Origin of the sequence: Pseudoalteromonas sp. 1CM17D (assembly GCF_023161805.1) — a bacterium.
Lineage (GTDB): Bacteria > Pseudomonadota > Gammaproteobacteria > Enterobacterales > Alteromonadaceae > Pseudoalteromonas > Pseudoalteromonas atlantica.
Genome location: NZ_JALNTP010000001.1, coordinates 728,759 through 747,104 on the forward strand (window position 1 = coordinate 728,759; position 18,346 = coordinate 747,104).

Genomic DNA, 18,346 nt, shown 5'->3' on the forward strand with positions numbered 1-18,346 from the left:
TATAGCTGTAGCACTGCTGTTACTCTTAAAATATTTTAATATTGAGTGTTTGAATTAAACAATTTAGCTTTTCGCTACGTCCTACAAAATCTGCTTCGCTAAGTTTTTTAACACACTTTAGCGCATTTTTAGTCGCAAAGTATCTATCATAACTGAGGCTTCGCTCGCATTTTACGCTATACGTTGAAGGCCAACTCCCACCGGCACCAGTTGCTATGCCAACAACATTACATGTTGCATCTATATAGTGCTCCCATGCTTTTATTTGCGCTTTAACTGCATCTACTTGGTAGTCGTCATTTAGTTGCGGGTAGATTTCATTCATCATTTTACTGATTTTAATTTTGTATCTGTTGCCCTCTAAATTATAAATATTGCCTGTGTGCATTGCACCGCCTTCTGGCCAGCCATCTGCGCTTTCTCCAAGTGCACCAAACGATGAAACTGTAAAAGCTAACCCAATAACCATTTTATTCATTTTAAATCCCTTTATTTTTTTGAAACTAAGTCCTTAAATTAAAAATAAGAGCTTATTCATATTTTACAAAAATAATAAATAGATTAAAAACATTATGTTTTAGCTTTGCTAATTAATTTGAACTCTGGCTAAGATATTTACTAACATATTGAATCATGGTGATATTTAAATTTATTTTCTCTAACCAGAAATTTTAAGTAAATCCAACGCAGTTAGCGCTTAAAATGGCTGATAGAGATAGGTTTATTATCCAGAATTCAGGTTAATTTTGTTAAATACTATTGAGGTACTCTTACAACGCCCTCCATAAGCACACGAGCACTGCGGCTCATACTTGCTTTGGTAACTTGCCAATCTCCAGCTATTTTTTTAGCTTCTGCGCCTACCTTTAGCGTGCCAGAGGGGTGGCCAAAGTTAACTTCGTTTAATGTCCCGCCACCTGCGGCCACATTAACAAGCGTACCTTCAATTGCAGCGGCTGCGCCAATAGCTACTGCGGCTGTGCCCATCATAGCGTGATGAAGCTTGCCCATAGACATAGCACGTACTAATAAATCAATTGTTGTAGCTTCAATAAACTTACCACTTGACGCGTTATAATCTAATGGCGCTGCCACAAAGGCTACTTTAGGTGTATGTTGGCGTGTTTGCGCCTCGTTAATATTAGCTATTAACCCCATTTTGACTGCGCCATAGGCACGAATAGTTTCAAGCTTTTTAAGTGCGTCAGTATCGTTATTAATATCGCTTTGCAGCTCAGTGCCACTATAGCCAATCTCCGCAGCATTAATAAATACAGTAGGAATACCCGCGTTTATCATGGTGGCTTTTAAAGTACCAACACCTGGTACTTCTAAGTCATCTACTACATTGCCTGTAGGGAATAACGCCCCTTCACCATCGGCGGGGCTTAAAAACTCTAGCTTTACCTCGGCAGCAGCAAAGGTCACGCCATCAAGTTCAAAATCGCCAGTTTCTTGCACTTCGCCATTGGTGATAGGCACATGAACTAAAATGCTTTTTTTAATATTAGCCTGCCATACACGCACCACGGCTACACCGTTATCGGGTACTGTGCTTTTATCAACTAAGCCGTTCGTTATAGCAAACGCACCTACTGCGCTGGTTAAATTACCGCAATTGCCGCTCCAATCTATAAAAGGTTTATCTATTGCCACTTGGCCAAATAAATAATCCACATCGTGGTTAGGTTGCTCGCTTTTACTTAAAATAACCGTTTTACTAGTACTTGATGTTGCACCGCCCATGCCATCGGTTTGTTTGCCATATGGGTCGGGGCTACCAATTATGCGTAACAGTAAATTGTCGCGCGCCTCACCTGCCACTTGGGCAGGCTTGGGTAAGTCGGTTAACTTAAAAAATACACCTTTACTGGTGCCGCCGCGCATATAAGTTGCTGGCACTTTAATTTGTGGTTTAAACATAATGCACGCCCCTTATGCTGATTGCGTAGCTTCTAAAAAGTCTTGCGCAAAGCGCTGTAATACACCACCAGCGGCATAAATAGAAAGTTCTTCTTGGGTATCCAATCTGCATTTCATAGGTACTGTTAGTACCTCACCGTTTTTACGTGTAATCACTAAATCAAGCGTTGCACCTGGTGTTGGCTCGCCTTTTACATCAAAGCTTTCGCTGCCATCAATGTTAAGCGTTTTGCGGGTAGTGCCTGGTTTAAACTCAAGCGGTAATACACCCATGCCAATTAAGTTAGTACGGTGAATACGCTCAAAGCCCTCTGCAGCTATAACCTCAACGCCTGCAAGCCTTACCCCTTTTGCAGCCCAATCACGCGATGAGCCTTGCCCATAATCGGCACCGGCTACAATAATGAGTGGTTGTTTACGCTGCATATAAGCTTCGATTGCTTCCCACATACGGGTATTGGTACCTTGTGGCTCTAATCGTGCGTATGAACCTTGTTTAACTTCGCCGTTTTCATCACGCACCATTTCGTTTAACAATTTAGGGTTTGCAAATGTAGCGCGCTGCGCTGTTAAGTGATCGCCTCGGTGCGTTGCGTACGAGTTAAAATCCTCTTCAGGAACATTCATTTTAGTTAAGTATTCACCCGCGGCACTGCTTGCCATAATAGCGTTTGAAGGCGATAAATGATCCGTTGTAATGTTATCGCCAAGTACAGCAAGGGCGCGCATGCCGGTCATGGTGCGCTCACCTGCAAGGGCGCCTTCCCAGTATGGCGGGCGGCGAATATAGGTACTTTGCTCGCGCCAATTGTATAGCGGGTCGTTGTCTTCACCGTAATCTACGGTTAAATCAAACATAGGTTCGTACACTTTTTTAAATTGCTCTGGCTTTACGCTTTGTTTTATTACTTCATCTATTTCTTCATCACTTGGCCATAAGTCTTTTAGCGTTATGTCGTTATCATTTTGATCTTTCCCTAGTACACCTTTTTCAATATCAAATCGAATAGTACCGGCAATAGCGTAAGCCACCACTAATGGCGGTGACGCTAAAAACGCTTGCTTAGCATACGGATGTATACGCCCATCAAAGTTACGGTTGCCCGAAAGCACCGCTGTTGCGTATAAGTCGCGATCTATCACTTCTTGTTGAATTACAGGGTCAAGCGCGCCGCTCATGCCGTTACAGGTAGTACAGGCAAAGCCCACAATACCAAAGCCAAGTTTTTCAAGTTCAGGGAGTAATTTTGCTTCTTCTAGGTATGATTGCACCGCTTTTGAACCCGGTGCTAATGACGTTTTAACCCACGGTTTACGCATTAACCCTTTGGCATTTGCATTACGCGCAAGTAAGCCGGCAGCAATTACGTTGCGCGGATTACTGGTGTTAGTACAACTGGTAATAGCAGCAATAATACACGCGCCATCTGGCATTAAGCCTTCTTCGTTTTCAACAACACCAGATATACCTTCTTTGGCTAAATCGCTGGTGGATACACGACGATGTGGGTTTGAAGGCCCAGCAATATTGCGTCCAACGCTCGATAAATCAAATTTAAGCACGCGCTCATATTTTGCGGTTTTTAAACTATCGCTCCAAAGGCCAGCCGTTTTAGCGTAGTTTTCTACAAGTGCTATTTGCTCTTCATCACGCCCTGTTAAACGTAAATAATCGATTGTTTTATCGTCTATATAAAACATGGCTGCAGTGGCACCAAATTCTGGTGTCATGTTTGAAATAGTTGCTCTGTCGCCAAGGGTGAGTGCATTGGCGCCTTCGCCGTAAAATTCTAAATAGGTCGATACAACACGCTGAGCGCGTAAAAATTCGGTAATGGCCAGCACTATGTCGGTTGCAGTAATGCCAGGCTGACGAGTGCCAGTAAGCTCAACTCCTACTATATCAGGCAGGCGCATGTACGAGGCACGGCCAAGCATTACGCTTTCGGCTTCAAGCCCACCAACACCTACAGCAATTACGCCAAGTGCATCCACATGCGGGGTGTGGCTGTCGGTACCAACTAAGGTATCGGGGAATGCAATGCCATCGCGGTTTTGAATAACAGGCGACATTTTTTCAAGGTTAATTTGATGCATAATGCCGTTACCAGGCGGAATAACATCAATATTTTTAAAGGCGGTTTTAGTCCAGTTTATAAAATGAAAACGGTCGTCGTTGCGTCTATCTTCTATTGCACGGTTTTTTTCAAATGCTTCAGGGTCAAAGCCTGCGTGCTCAACCGCTAATGAGTGATCAACAATTAGCTGGGTAGGCACAACCGGGTTTACTTTTGCTGGATCACCACCTTTTGCGGCAATGGCGTCGCGCAGGCCAGCTAAATCAACTAAAGCAGTTTGGCCTAAAATATCGTGGCACACTACGCGCGCCGGATACCACGGAAAGTCTAAATCTTGCTTACGCTCAATAAGCTGATTAAGCGCATCGGTTAGCATATCAGGCTCACAGCGGCGCACTAAGTTTTCGGCAAGTACGCGTGATGTGTAAGGCAATGTGGCATAAGCACCAGGCTTTATTGCATCAACGGCTTCTTGCGTATCGTAGTAATCCACATTTGAGCCGGGCAATGGTTTTCGGTATTGGGTGTTATTAATTATGGTCATAATATCTGTTCGCTAATAGGTGACGGGAGATAAAAGGCAAGAGGTGAGCGTATTGCTCACCCTATACCAATCCGCATAATTAAATATTATTACGGATTGGTATTATGTGTAACTAATTAGCCTCTTGATTCAATTGGCGTGTAGCTACGTGCCTCTGGCCCTGTGTAATCTGCACTTGGGCGAATAATACGGTTATTAGCGCGCTGCTCTTTAACATGTGCCGTCCAGCCGGTAACACGGCTCATCACAAATATTGGCGTAAATAACTTAGTTGGGATCCCCATAAAGTGATACGCCGAAGCATGGAAAAAATCAGCATTACAAAACAGTTTTTTCTCGCGCCACATAACTTCTTCACACCTAACCGACACAGGGTAAAGCACATCATCGCCCACCTCTTTAGCTAGTTTTTCAGAAAACTTTTTAATAATAACGTTACGTGGGTCTGACTCACGGTAAATAGCGTGTCCAAAGCCCATTATTTTATCTTTGCGCTCTAGCATACCCATAATTTCTTGCTCGGCGTGCTCTGCACTTGTAAAACCCTGAATCATATCCATAGCGGCTTCGTTTGCACCACCATGCAGTGGCCCACGTAGCGTACCAATAGCGCCCGTTACACAAGAATGAATATCAGAAAGCGTTGATGCACACACGCGCCCAGTAAATGTAGAGGCATTAAATTCATGCTCTGCGTATAAAATTAGCGACACATTCATTACTTGCGCAAAAAGCTCGCTCGGTGCTTTGTCGTGTAATAGGGTTAAAAAATGCGCGCCCACTGAGTCGTCATCAGTTTGTGTTTCAATGCGTACGCCATCGTGAGTAAAGCGGTACCAGTAACAAATAATACTTGGAAACACTGCAACCATACGGTCAATCGCATCGTTTGCTTGGCTAAAATCAAGTTCCATTTCTAGGTTACCCAGCATTGAGCAACCGGTACGCATAACATCCATTGGATGCGCGTCTTTAGGAATATTTTCAAGCACGGTTTTTAGTGCATCTGGCAGGCCGCGTAAGCTTTTTAATTTAGCTTTATACTTGGCTAGTTCATTTGCTGTTGGTAGCTCGCCGCGTGAAAGTAAAAAAGACACTTCTTCAAACTGTGCTTTTTCGGCAAGTTCGCTAATATCGTACCCACAATACGTTAAACCTGAGCCTGTTTGTCCTACTGTACATAATGCTGTTTGCCCTGCTACTTGGCCGCGTAAGCCTGCTCCGCCTAATGCTTTATCTACCATGATCTTCTCCTATCTAAATTTGTGTGTGTTATCTATTTTAATAGTTATTATTTGTCAGATTTTGATGAAAAAAGGTTATCGAGTGTGTTTTCGTATGTGTGGTAATCTAAAAATTCGTAAAGCTCGGCGCGTGTTTGCATGTTCTCAATTTCGCTTTGCTGCGAGCCTTCATTTAAAATGGCAGAGTACACATTAAGCGCAGCTTTATTCATTGCTCTAAAAGCACTAAGTGGATAAAGCACCATCTCTACACCTACTTCACTTAACTGCTCTTTGGTGTAAATAGGCGTTTGGCCAAACTCTGTAATATTAGCTAAAATTGGTACATTGATCGCTTTTGCAAATGCTTGGTAGTCGGCAAGGTCGTGCACGGCTTCTGCAAAAATAGCGTCTGCGCCCGCTTCAACACACGCAGCTGCACGGTCAATCGCCGCGCTTAAACCCTCTTTTTGAAACGCATCGGTACGCGCCATAATGTAAAAATCACTATCGGTTTTTGCATCAACTGCGGCTTTAATGCGGTCAACCATTTCACCTTGGCTTACAATTTCTTTATTAGGGCGATGACCGCAACGCTTTTGTGCCACTTGGTCTTCAATATGAAAACCCGCTGCGCCTGCTTTGGTCATTTCTTTAACGGTACGCGCAATATTAAACGCCCCGCCCCAGCCTGTATCGGCATCTACCAGTAGTGGCAAATCGCTGGCACCGGTAATACGGCGAATATCTTCAAGTACATTATCAAGGCTGGTCATGCCTAAATCGGGCATACCGTAAGAGGCGTTCGCAACACCAGCACCTGAGAGATAAATAGCTTGGTGGCCCATTTTTTCAGCCATCATGGCTGTGTATGCATTAATAGTACCCACCACTTGTAATGGGCGGTTATTCGCAATGGCCTGTTTAAATTTTAATCCTGCTGACATTATTTTCTCCTCACTTTGAACGGTTGCTACATGGAGTAACTTATATTTTTAATCTTACATTGTGACTGTTTAACTGTTACTAGCTTTTAGAAGTTTTTGTTTATGACAAATACCAATCTGTATGTGTATGAGGTCTATTTAACGCTAAGAAAATCGTTCTGTAACTAGGCAATAATTTTTATGTTAGTGGTTCTAAATAAAAAATTCTTAACAACGTTATAGAGCGTTTTAATCAGTTAAATTGTTCGAATACTCATATTGATTGGTATACATCAAATTTGGTTTGAATATTTGCTTGCGATGCACTGATGTGTCGTTTCATCAGCATTTCAGCAAGTTCACCATCGTGGTTTTCTATCGCGTTAATAATAGCTAAGTGCTCATCAAACGCTTTTGATACGCGCGGACCTACCATGCCCATTTGTACACGGTACATACGTATTAATTGGTAAAGCTCGTTACATAACAAATGGATTAAATGGGCGTTTTTACTGCCTTTAATAATGCGATAGTGAAAGTCTAAATCGCCCGCTTCTTGATAGTACGACTCACCCTCTTTAACACGCTGCGTTTGCAAATGTTGGTTAAGTAATTGCTTTAAGCCTTGAACTTCGTCAGCTGCCATATTGTCGGCAGCAAGCCTACATGCTAAGCCTTCAAGCGAGCTGCGTACTTGGTATACTTCAATTAAACGCTCTGCGGTTAGCGCCACTACTCGGCAACCTACATTGGCTTTACGCTCCACTAAGTAACAGCTTTCTAGGCGATTAAGTGCTTCTCTAAGCGTTGCACGGCTTACACCATAGCGCTTTGCAAGCTCAGGCTCCGATATTTTACTGCCCTGCTGTATGCTGCCCTCTACTATTTCACGGCGCATATCAACAAACACTTGATCAGATGCTGTAGTAATAGGTGTATCGTTTAAAAAAGGTTGCGTCATGGCTTTATAATTAAATTGTCGACAATTGATGGGTTAACTATGTGCTTAATAAAAAAACATGTCAACCCCACCTAGGGTAAAAATGAGTAAAAAACACACTCATTGTCGACACTGTTAATCTAAAGTCGTATAAAATTGCTTTAAAATTAAACTAAAAACACAATGTGTCGACACACCAATAAATTATAAAGCCGCTATTTAACACTGAAATAGTGCGTTAAAAGTGCTAATATCGCGCTTTATTTTTTAATGTACGAGCCAACGCGTGAACGCCAACACTTTTATTCCTGAGCATTTTATTGACGACGTAAAAACCTATTTACCTGCGCACCTCAATTTAGACGACTTTATAAACGCGTGCCGTCGCCCTCTCAGAAAATCTATTCGTGTAAATACATTAAAAATTAGCGTTGCCGAATTTAAACACCGTGCAGAGAAAAAAAACTGGCAACTTACACCCATACCTTGGTGTAGTGAGGGTTTTTGGCTAGAACGTCCAAGCGATGAAGAACAAAACTTAGCATTAGGCAATACCGACTTACATTTAAGCGGCGCCATGTACGTACAAGAGGCAAGCTCAATGCTGCCGCCTATGGCACTAAAACAAAGTATTGAAAGCTCAGATTTACAAGATAACTATGTGCTTGATATGGCATCAGCGCCTGGCTCTAAAACTTCGCAACTTGCCGCAATAATGAATAACCAAGGCGTACTTGTTGCCAACGAGCTTTCGTCATCACGCTTAAAAGTACTTAGCGCTACGCTTAAGCGTATGGGCGTTGGTAACTGTGCGCTTTCGCATTTTGATGGCGTCATATTTGGTAATTATATGTTTGAATGCTTTGATAGCATTTTGCTTGATGCACCCTGCTCTGGTGAAGGTACCGTACGTAAAGATGCCGACGCACTTAAAAACTGGTCAATAGAATCAAATATAGAAATTGCTCAAGTTCAAAAAGATTTAATTAAAAGCGCTTTTTACGCATTAAAACCAGGCGGTACACTGGTGTATTCGACCTGTACGCTTACCCCGCTCGAAAACCAACAAGTATGCGACTATCTACTGAATGAATTTGGCGACTATATTGAGCCGCAATCGCTAAGTGATTTATTTAAAGGGGCAGAAAAAGCCACAACCGCCGAGGGCTATTTACATGTGTGGCCGCAAACATTCGACAGTGAAGGCTTTTTTATCGCTAAGTTTAAAAAACTCGCAAGCTGCAATAACCCAACCCAAAGCGTGAAAAAAGGTGCGTTTCCGTTTAACGAGTTTGATAAAAAACAAACCAGTTCTTTTATGAGCGAGCTTAAAAAACAGTTTGGCTTAAATGCGCTTCCAGGTAAGTTAATGCAGCGCGATAAAGAACTGTGGTTATTTCCTGATGGGTTTGAAGCCGTTCAAAACAAAATAAAATACGCACGTTTAGGTATTCAACTAGGTATTATTCATAAAAACGGAGTAAGGCTAACTCACGAGTTTGCTACCGTGTTTGGTAATGAATGCAAAAGCAATATGTATGCTTTAACAAACGAGCAAGCAAACGACTACTTTAATGGTAAAGATATACGCCTAGAAGACGTTACAAAAGCCAGCGGCGAAGTAGTACTAACCTTATGTGGCTGCCCTATTGGGCTGGGTAAATGGCAAAAAAATAAAATAAAAAACTCTTTGCCTCGCGATCTTGTGCAAAATACCCAGTTAATAAGCTGGGCATAAATCACTCAACACAAAGGGTAACCTGTGCACAATATTATTAAGTCTTTGTTATCATTTGCGGTTAATAAACAAACAAAATTTAGAGTTTTGCAAATTAGTTAACTACACTTACAGGTACTTTCTTCTTCTCCCTAAGAATTGCGAAAGTGTATTTAGTTAGCGCAAGGCTCAACTAAGAGCCATTTGTAGCCCAGAGCTTATACAATGGCTCTGGGTGTTTTACTGCTCTTCTAAATCAAACTCGGTGGTGTGGCCATCGCCGTGGATTAGTTGATAACGCGCTAAATCTCCTTGCTCCAGTGTAATTAAGCTAATGGCAGAGTCGCTTACTAGGTACTTTTGGCCTTCACCTTTGGTTTGGTGTTTATCTACTTCCATGTGCCAGCGTTTGGTGAAAAAGTTAAGCGGGCTTTTGGGGCCGTATAATATTGAGTCTAGCTTATCGAGTACATTAATTAGCTTACGCGGAAATTCGTTTTTAATTCCGCTGGCGGTGAGCTGCCATATTCTATTTGGGTGATCGCCAAAACGCTTTTGCACCGAAAAACAAAAAGAATAATGCACATCACCCGATAAAATAAGCGTTTCATTGGGTGTGTCTGTACGCCTAAAGGTATCAAGCAGTTTTTTGGCCGAGCCTTCGTGTGCCATCCAGTTTTCTACATCAACCATAAGCGGCTGGCCGCACATATTAAACGCCGCCTGTATTGCTTCTATTGATTTAACGCCAAACACAGGCGCTGGCGATACAATAATTACTTTGCTGTGGCTCAGTAGGCTTTCTTCAAGCTCTGTTAAGCGCTCCCAATCAAGTAAGCCTGAGGGTTCATTAAAGTTACTTTCGTTACGCCAGCGGTGTGTACGGGTATCAAGCACAACTACTTTAGGTGTGGTGGTAAGCTCATAATGCCAATAGTTAAATTCATTCAGAGGCTTATCAAAGGCTTTAAACTGCCAACTATTGTTGGCGCTACGGCTTTGTTTAAACTCATTTATAAGCGCGCCGGTTTTATGTAGCGCGTCGTTGCCCAGCCCTTGAAATAGCCAATAGCTTATTAGCCCATTATTAATGATGCGTTTACTACTTGGGTTTTGATTTATAGCTTGCTCCCACCCTGCTGTTAGGTTCCAATCATCGGTAACATCGTGATCGTCAAACATCATCAAGGTAGATACATTAGCAAATAAACGCTCTACGCTATTTAAGCCTTTTGCGTAGTCAATTAACGCCTTTTTTTCGGCGTTAAAAATGGTGTTATTTTTTTTATTGCCTTGTGTGTAATGGCAATTTTTAGTATCAACGCATTGCCACGCGGCGGCACTAAAGTTAAGTAAATACAGAGCTATAAATTCTTCAAAGTGAATTAAGTGATTATGCGCTTTTACGCTAGAAAAATGAGGCTCGTCTTTTTTTAGCCAGTACCCAACGCCCAATTTTGAACGTTTTTGCCATGGCGTTTTTGGTAAGTAATGATGGCGGTTAAAAAGCTGCTCATTTATATCTGCTGGTAAATTGAGCTCAAGCGGTTGCTCTTTATAAAGTCCTAATGCATCTATTAGTTGATGAATAGCCAGTAGCATAGGGCCGGCTACATCATCGGCGTAAACTTGGTCTCCGCTAAGCAGTAAAAGCTGTGCGCCCTGCAGTTTATTACTGCGCTGGGTATTTTGCCATTCACTTGCTGATACTAAGCTGTCTTTTGCGGGGTGATGTGCGTTGCGACACGAGCCATGTAAAATATGCGTAAGCTTATTGGCAATTGCAAACGAAGGCGCCGTTTGCCCTTCAAAGCACCAAGGAGTTAAGTCAATTTTTTGCTCGTTAATATGCAATGTATACGCTAATAATGTGTCGAGCGGAAACTGGCTATCAACAGGTTTTATAATTATAAAATGCAGGTAAAGGTGTTTACCTAATGCAATGCTTTGCTGCTCGCTGTAGCTTTGTTGGTTTTCAAGTGTGATTTGGCAATTGCCAGGGCGTGAAGTAGCAAACTGTATACATATACCACTTTGCTCAGCTCGGCGCACCATAGGCCCCATTAATAAAAGTGGGAGTTGCGCCGATTGAGTAGTCATGTGTTAGCCTTTCGCTGCTAATTTAAAAAGTGAATAAAAGTTATCAGTCGTTGCTTTTGCAAGCTCGTTAAAGCTTATGCCTTTAAGCTCACTAATATAGTAGGCAACATCTTCTACATACGCAGGCTGATTTGTTTTTCCACGGTACGGCACAGGTGCTAAATAAGGCGAGTCTGTTTCGATGAGTAACCTATCGAGTGGGATTTGTTTTACAACTTCTTTAAGCTCTACGGCATTTTTAAAGGTAACAATGCCAGAAATAGAGATATAAAACCCCATATCAATCGCTTTTTTGGCCATATCCCAATCTTCGGTAAAACAATGCAGTACGCCACCGCAGTTTTCTGCTTTGTGCTCACGCATTAAGTTAATAGTATCGGCTCTGGCATCACGGGTATGAATAATCAGTGGCTTTTGTAGTTCGTTTGCTACTTCAATATGGCCAACAAAACTGGCTTGTTGTACTGCGTGCGTGTCTTTTGAATAATAGTAATCTAGGCCTGTTTCGCCAATCGCGACTACTTTTTCATGCGATGCTAAATCAATGAGTTGCTGTTTATTAAGGGCATCTTTTTGATCAAGCGGATGCACGCCACACGATGCCGATACATCGTCGTAATGTTTAATTTTTTCAAGCATACTTGGGAATTGATCAAGCGTTACACTTACACATAAAAAGTGCTCTACTTGCTTTGCGCGGGCGTTGTCGAGTACTTGATCTAGGTTTAAATCTAATTTGTCAAAATCAAGACGATCTAAATGGCAATGAGAATCTACAATCACTATACGGCCTGTATGGTTTTGGGTGTTAAATTATACTAACCTGCAAAAATACCTAGTTGTACCAATTTGCAATAATACCTAATCATTTTGCGGGGCTAAACGTGTTGCTACCTGCGCTAAAAAACTCTCATTTACGACTGCATGGATGCAGAAGGTAGAGCAATGCAGGAGCAATTGTCGAGCATAACTAAATAGCGAATTTTTTACCTAGCTATCAACACGTTTTTCCAGCCTTAAAGTAAATCACTTAAGTAAGCGAATGGGTATTAAACGAGTTGGAATAAGCAAGTTAGTATTGCAAGTTAACGAGAGCTAAGCGCTCGCTAACCAGCTGCTTTATGCATATCACTATTAAGCAAATGCGTTTAAAACTACATGGTATATGTAGGATTACCAGAGTTTAACATAGTGCCTAATAGCTTTTCGATTTTAGCGTTTAAATTTGTTTTATCATCTAAAAAGCTAATGCCTATACCTGGTGGGTTAGAGCTTTGTGCGCCTTGTGGTGTTATCCACGCAACTTTACCCGTTACCACGTCATCTTCTAGCGCATCAGGTAAAGTCACTCTAAGCGCTAAAGAGTAGCCGATTTCGTAACGCATATTGGTACGTACAAATAGGCCGCCCTTTTTTAAATAAGGCATGTAGCAGCGATAAAGTTCGTCAAGGTTATCTACATCAACTAAAAGCTCTTGCATATGTATTCCTATTAAATGTTACGCAGGGCATGCGCTAAACGCGACACTGCTAGAGGTAAATTAAGCCCGAGTACCTCTGTGCTATTTTGTAAAAATTCATTCAACGCTTGCTGAGCACTTTGGTAGGCGTCAAAACTTAAACCCATAATAAGCTGCTGTTTTAATTGCTCGCTTAAAAATAATGTAAAAATGCGTATTAGCTCAGGTTGTTTGTTTATAATATTTACAAGCGGACTAAAATTATGGCTTTGTTTAAACTCAGTTGCAAATTTATATAGAGTATCAATGTGTTGCAGCTGCTCTTGCGCTTGCCACTGTTTAATTAAAAGTGGTTGCGTATAAAATAAAGGCAGCCACACATAGTCACTAATATTTAAATCGGCTAACCAGGTTTTAGCCGCTTCTGGGTTTGCGACTTTAATGTCTGTTTTGGCACAGCGGCTTAAAATGGTGGCAGGTAACTGCGCAGTGTGGCTTGTGGTTAAAATTAAAAAACGGCTATTACTGGGCTCTTCTAAGGTTTTTAATAACGCGTTTGCTGCTGCCGTGGTCATTTTTTCGCAGTTTTCAATAATAGCCACTTTATTGCCATTTTGTGCAGCAGAGTGGTTCATAAAATCGCTTATCGCACGAATATCGTCAACACCAATACTTTGCCCTTCAACTTGCGTTAGCCGTTTATCAGGGTGGTTACCCGCAAGTGTTAATGCGCAACTTTTACACTGGCCGCACGGGGCTAACTTGCTACCTTCGTTTTGCATGTGGGTATTAATATTTTGACATAATAAGCTATTAGCTAATTGCTCGCTTAGCTCAAACTTACCAACGCCTTTTGGCCCGCATAACAACTGCGCATGATGAAAACGCTGCGCTTTATAACTTTGCGCAAGCTGTTGCTCTACGTTATTAAGCCAAGGCAATGCCATGTTATTTTAACCCTTCAAAAAAGGTGCGTAGTACATTGGTTATATCGCGGTGTACTTTATCAATACTTTGGTTGGCATCTACGGTTTTAATAGAGCTATCGTCATTTGCCAGCTCAACATAACGCATGCGCGTGCGCTGAAAAAACTCAATGGCTTCTTGCTCAATTCTATCAAGCTCTCCACGGCCTTTAGCACGCTCAAGGCCTATTACGGGGTCTATATCTAGGTAAATGGTTAAATCAGGTTTTAACCCTTTTAATACCATAGACGACAAAGACGATAACGTATTAGCGCTAATGCCGCGCCCACCACCTTGATACGCTTGAGATGATAAATCGTGGCGATCTGCTAATACCCACTGCCCTTTATCAAGCGCCGGGTTAATTACATTATGCATAAGCTGCGAGCGAGCTGCGTACATAATAAGTAGTTCGGTTTCAAAGGCTATGTCTTCTTCATGTTCGGCTTTTACTAAAGTACGTAAAGACTCGGCAAGCGGTGTACCACCAGGCTCGCGTACGTTAATAAAGTCTATTTGTTTTTTATTTAAAAAGTCTTGGCATAACGAAATAGCCGTTGATTTACCTGCGCCTTCAAGGCCTTCAATAACAATAAATTTTGGTTTCATATAAAGTTTAATTCGTTTTATTTAATATATACGTTTTAACTGCCGCGTTGTGTTGCTTTAACGTGGTTGAAAATTGGTGACTGCCATCGCCCTTCGCCACAAAATAAACATACTGTGTTTTAGGCGGATTAAGCGCTGCTAAAATAGCTGCTTTTGAGGGCATGGCAATGGGTGTTGGCGGCAGCCCTTTAATGCGATACGTATTATAGGGTGTGTAATCGCGTAAATCTTTTCGTTTAATGTCACCGTCAAAACTCTCTCCTAGGCCATATATTACGGTGGGATCGGTTTGTAGGCGCATATTTGCGTTTAATCTATTTATAAAAACGGCGGCTATTAACGGGCGCTCACTGGCAAGGCCTGTTTCTTTTTCGATAATAGAGGCCATGATTAGTGCTTCGTATGAGTTTTTATACGGTAGGTTTTCTGCACGTTGTGGCCATGCTTGCTCAAGTGTTTGCTGCATTTTAACGGCCGCACGTTTTAATAAACTACTGGCAGTATCACCGCTGTGATAATGATACGTATCTGGAAATAGCCACCCTTCTAAATGGCCTTTTTCACCTACTATTTGCTGCGCCAGTTGCTCTGTATTTAAGTTATTAGTTAAATGTGGCGCACTACTAATGGCTGCTATCACTTCGCGTAAGTTTTGCCCTTCAATAATAGTAAAGCTAAAACTGATTTGCTCACCGTTGTTTATTTTTTTTATATTATTAATAACGCTTGTATTCGTTAGCTCGTACAAGCCGGCTTTTAAGTCGGTTAGTGTTGGGTCAAGCTTTGCAATTACTTGATAGCGCCAGCAGCTTTTTAACCAATTATTAGCTTGCCATTGTTTACATAGCTGGTTAAAGCCCATGCCTTTTTTAACTTCAAACTGGGTAGGCGTTGTTATATTTAGCGAGCTAGTTATTGTTGCTTGTAATTGCTGATACCCTACTAGCGTTGTAACTAAAGCTAACAATAATACCGATAAAATAACTTTTAACACTTAGCCTCCTTGGCTAATAATTCATTTAATAAACACATGCTTTGCTCAACATTAAATGTATGTTGTTCTATACGACTAACGGGCACAGCGCCCATTAAGCTATTACAAATAAATACAGCACTAGCTTGGGTTAATTCATTTAGGCTTACTTGCTTAAATTCAACCGCTAATTTATCACATAACGATTGCAGATAAACCCCTTTAATACCGCATTGCTCAAGGCTTGGCGTATATACCTTATTATCACGAATAGCAAAAATATTAGCTGCCGAGGCTTCAATCACATTGTTTTGATGATCGAGTACTAAAACATCGTCACATTGCTGTTTTGCCATGGCATTTTTAATCAGCACTTGTTCTAGTCGGTTAAGTGTTTTTAAACCGGCTAATAAAGGTTGGGCTGCTAATTTTATTGGGCTTAGGGCTAAACTCACCCCTGTTTTAGATAATGCTGGGTAGCTTTGTGGAAACCCTAACACGGTAATTAAAATGGTTAAATGGGTGTGTTGCGGCAACCCATAGCCTCGCCCACCTTCTCCGCGGGTGATCACTATTTTAAGCACATTTAATTGGCAGCCAGTAATCGCCTTTGCAATATGTTGCTCAAGCTCAGTAAAGTTAATTGCAGGAAACGCTAAGCGTTCTGCGCATTCTACCAAACGTGCTTTATGGTACTGCCAATGCTCTACCTGCCCAGCAATTACTTTGGCTGTGGTAAAAAAACCATCACCGTAGTTAAGGCCTCTATCGCGTGTATTAATCGCACTTGTATCATCGGTTGTTATTATTGTTTGCATATTGAATGGCTTGCATAAAAAAAGCCCAGTTAAACAACTGAGCTCTTATAATGTGGTTCGTTGTTAAAAAGGATTATACCTTTTTAAATAGCAACGAGCCATTAGTCCCACCAAAACCAAATGAGTTACACAATGCAAAGTCGAGTTTTGCATCACGTGCAGTGTGGGCTATGTAATCTAAGTCACAGCCTTCATCTGGGTTATCTAGGTTAATGGTGGGCGATACTTTTTGATCGGCCAGCGATAAAATAGAAATAATAGACTCTACAGAACCCGCTGCACCTAATAGGTGTCCCATCATCGATTTAGACGAGCCTACCATTACATCTTGCGCTGCACTGCCAAAAATAGTTTTAACAGCTTGCGTTTCGGCTTTGTCGCCTGCGTTAGTAGATGTACCGTGTGCGTTAATGTAACCAACTTGGTCTGCATTTACTTGTGCATCGTTTAATGCATTTTGCATAGCAAGTGCCGCACCTGCACCATCTTCCGGTGGCGAGGTCATGTGATACGCATCACCGCTCATACCAAAGCCAACAAGCTCAGCATAAATTTTAGCGCCACGGGCTTTAGCGTGTTCATACTCTTCTACTACAACAACACCTGCACCATCAGATAGTACAAAACCATCGCGGTCTTTGTCCCACGGACGCGACGCAGCTTGCGGGTCGTCGTTACGGGTAGAAAGCGCACGTGCAGCATTAAAACCACCCATACCAATAGGTGTACAGGCTTTTTCTGCGCCACCGGCAACCATCGCATCGGCATCGCCGTAAGCAATCATACGCGCTGCATGGCCAATATTGTGCAGGCCTGTAGTACATGCCGTCACAATAGAAATATTAGGACCACGTAAACCATGCATCATTGATAAATGGCCCGAGATCATATTAATAATGGTTGATGGCACATAAAAAGGAGAAAGCTTACGTGGGCCACTGTTAAGCAGCTTTATGTGGTTTTCTTCAATTAGGGTTAATCCACCAATGCCTGAACCTACAGCAACGCCAATACGTGTTGCGTTTTGTTCAGTAACTTCAAGGCCTGAGTCTTGAAAGGCTTGAACACCCGCTGCAATGCCGTACTGAATAAATAAGTCCATTTTTTTAGTATCTTTCGCCGACATGTATGCAGTTGCATCAAAGTCATTTATGAGTCCAGCGAATTTAGTACCAAATTTTGATGTATCAAAGTGGGTTATATTTTGTATACCACTTTTACCATCTAATAAGCCTTGCCAGGTAGATTGCACATCATTACCTAGCGGCGTCAACATTCCTAAGCCAGTTACGACGACTCGACGTTTAGCCACGGTTTGCCTCCAATAAGGGATATTTAAACCAATTGATTAAAATAGTATTACTTTAGTCAGCCGTTTAACTCACTAAGTTTAAATCTATTGGCATTACAAAGGGAATTCATACCCAAGCGACCTCAAAGTGCGAGTCTCAAATTCAACTAAAGATGTGCTATTACAAATGAATGCAGTAGAGAGTAAAAGCGGGTGAATTTGAATCATGAACTTTGAGGTGGTTTGGATATATAGATTAAAGGCAGCGAATGCTGCCTTTAATATGCGATTAATTACTCAGCGTGAGCTGATACGTAATCGATTGCAGATTGTACTGTAGTGATCTTTTCAGCTTCTTCATCTGGGATCTCAGTATCAAACTCTTCTTCAAGAGCCATAACTAGTTCAACAGTATCAAGAGAATCTGCACCTAGGTCGTCTACGAAAGAAGCTTCGTTTTTAACTTCTTCTTCTTTAACACCTAGCTGTTCGATGATAATTTTTTTTACGCGTTCTTGGATATCGCTCATTCTTCTTTCCTTTATTAAAAACGCCAATGCGTTATTTTCAGATTGCGGCGTAGTTTACGCCGCATAATTCTCTGATTCAATGATTTGACCATAAATAATTGTCTGGTCAAACCTCTGAGTGTTTGTTTTGTCTTTTATCGCTTATTTTCACAGCGATTTCAAGTATGTTTAAAGCAAGATCATAAAAATTTCAATGTTTTTGAGGTCACTTACTTAAGTTATTTTTAGCATTTGCTTATAACAATGGC

General features: G+C 41.6%; 16 protein-coding genes. 1 reads left to right on the forward strand and 15 read right to left on the reverse strand.

Annotation, left to right across the window (positions count from 1 at the left end; all coding sequences use genetic code 11):
• Window positions 1-25: 25 nt before the first annotated feature.
• From MSC25_RS03240 to MSC25_RS03265, 6 genes are all read right to left on the reverse strand, one after another.
• Window positions 26-478, reverse strand: coding sequence for a DUF1311 domain-containing protein (locus MSC25_RS03240; RefSeq protein ID WP_096041876.1), 453 nt, complete (start codon window positions 476-478; stop codon window positions 26-28).
• A gap of 278 nt (window positions 479-756) precedes the next feature.
• On the reverse strand, window positions 757-1,923 hold the full coding sequence (prpF, locus tag MSC25_RS03245; RefSeq protein ID WP_096041877.1) for a 2-methylaconitate cis-trans isomerase PrpF: 1,167 nt from the start codon (window positions 1,921-1,923) through the stop codon (window positions 757-759).
• Between the two features lie 12 nt (window positions 1,924-1,935).
• Window positions 1,936-4,545 (reverse strand): Fe/S-dependent 2-methylisocitrate dehydratase AcnD, encoded by a 2,610-nt coding sequence (gene acnD, locus MSC25_RS03250; RefSeq protein WP_096041878.1) that lies wholly within the window; start codon window positions 4,543-4,545, stop codon window positions 1,936-1,938.
• A 116-nt stretch (window positions 4,546-4,661) separates the two neighbouring features.
• Window positions 4,662-5,789, reverse strand: coding sequence for a 2-methylcitrate synthase (gene prpC / locus MSC25_RS03255; RefSeq protein WP_096041879.1), 1,128 nt, complete (start codon window positions 5,787-5,789; stop codon window positions 4,662-4,664).
• A gap of 47 nt (window positions 5,790-5,836) precedes the next feature.
• Entirely contained in the window at window positions 5,837-6,715 is an 879-nt protein-coding gene (gene prpB, locus MSC25_RS03260; RefSeq protein WP_055253209.1) for a methylisocitrate lyase, read from the reverse strand.
• A gap of 253 nt (window positions 6,716-6,968) precedes the next feature.
• On the reverse strand, window positions 6,969-7,655 hold the full coding sequence (locus MSC25_RS03265; RefSeq protein WP_096739737.1) for a GntR family transcriptional regulator: 687 nt from the start codon (window positions 7,653-7,655) through the stop codon (window positions 6,969-6,971).
• A 265-nt stretch (window positions 7,656-7,920) separates the two neighbouring features.
• On the opposite strand from MSC25_RS03265, the gene rsmF reads away from it, so the two are divergent.
• The gene (rsmF, locus tag MSC25_RS03270) at window positions 7,921-9,372 is read left to right on the forward strand and encodes a 16S rRNA (cytosine(1407)-C(5))-methyltransferase RsmF (RefSeq protein ID WP_096041881.1); all 1,452 of its coding nucleotides are present in this window, start codon (window positions 7,921-7,923) and stop codon (window positions 9,370-9,372) included.
• Between the two features lie 219 nt (window positions 9,373-9,591).
• Here rsmF and MSC25_RS03275 read toward each other — a convergent pair whose 3' ends face one another.
• From MSC25_RS03275 to acpP, 9 genes are all read right to left on the reverse strand, one after another.
• Window positions 9,592-11,451 carry an alkaline phosphatase D family protein gene (locus MSC25_RS03275; RefSeq protein WP_096041882.1) on the reverse strand — a complete coding sequence of 620 codons (1,860 nt, stop codon included), beginning with the start codon at window positions 11,449-11,451 and terminating at the stop codon, window positions 9,592-9,594.
• A 3-nt stretch (window positions 11,452-11,454) separates the two neighbouring features.
• Complete coding sequence (locus MSC25_RS03280) at window positions 11,455-12,234, reverse strand: YchF/TatD family DNA exonuclease (RefSeq protein WP_029773701.1); 780 nt, start codon at window positions 12,232-12,234, stop codon at window positions 11,455-11,457.
• Window positions 12,235-12,605: 371 nt separating this feature from the next.
• Window positions 12,606-12,932: a PilZ domain-containing protein gene (locus tag MSC25_RS03285; RefSeq protein WP_004587696.1), complete on the reverse strand. Its 327-nt coding sequence runs from the start codon at window positions 12,930-12,932 to the stop codon at window positions 12,606-12,608.
• Between the two features lie 11 nt (window positions 12,933-12,943).
• Window positions 12,944-13,858 (reverse strand): DNA polymerase III subunit, encoded by a 915-nt coding sequence (locus tag MSC25_RS03290; RefSeq protein ID WP_096041883.1) that lies wholly within the window; start codon window positions 13,856-13,858, stop codon window positions 12,944-12,946.
• A 1-nt stretch (window position 13,859) separates the two neighbouring features.
• A complete protein-coding gene (gene tmk / locus MSC25_RS03295; protein WP_004587694.1) occupies window positions 13,860-14,486 on the reverse strand; it encodes a dTMP kinase in 627 nt (208 codons plus the stop codon).
• 7 nt (window positions 14,487-14,493) lie between these two features.
• The gene (mltG, locus tag MSC25_RS03300; RefSeq protein WP_096041884.1) at window positions 14,494-15,480 is read right to left on the reverse strand and encodes an endolytic transglycosylase MltG; all 987 of its coding nucleotides are present in this window, start codon (window positions 15,478-15,480) and stop codon (window positions 14,494-14,496) included.
• Window positions 15,474-16,277: an aminodeoxychorismate lyase gene (gene pabC / locus MSC25_RS03305; protein WP_096041885.1), complete on the reverse strand. Its 804-nt coding sequence runs from the start codon at window positions 16,275-16,277 to the stop codon at window positions 15,474-15,476. The genes mltG and pabC overlap by 7 nt, the downstream gene beginning before the upstream one ends.
• Window positions 16,278-16,350: 73 nt before the next feature.
• Entirely contained in the window at window positions 16,351-17,589 is a 1,239-nt protein-coding gene (gene fabF, locus MSC25_RS03310; protein WP_004587691.1) for a beta-ketoacyl-ACP synthase II, read from the reverse strand.
• Between the two features lie 272 nt (window positions 17,590-17,861).
• A complete protein-coding gene (gene acpP, locus MSC25_RS03315; protein WP_004587690.1) occupies window positions 17,862-18,098 on the reverse strand; it encodes an acyl carrier protein in 237 nt (78 codons plus the stop codon).
• Between the last annotated feature and the right edge of the window lie 248 nt (window positions 18,099-18,346).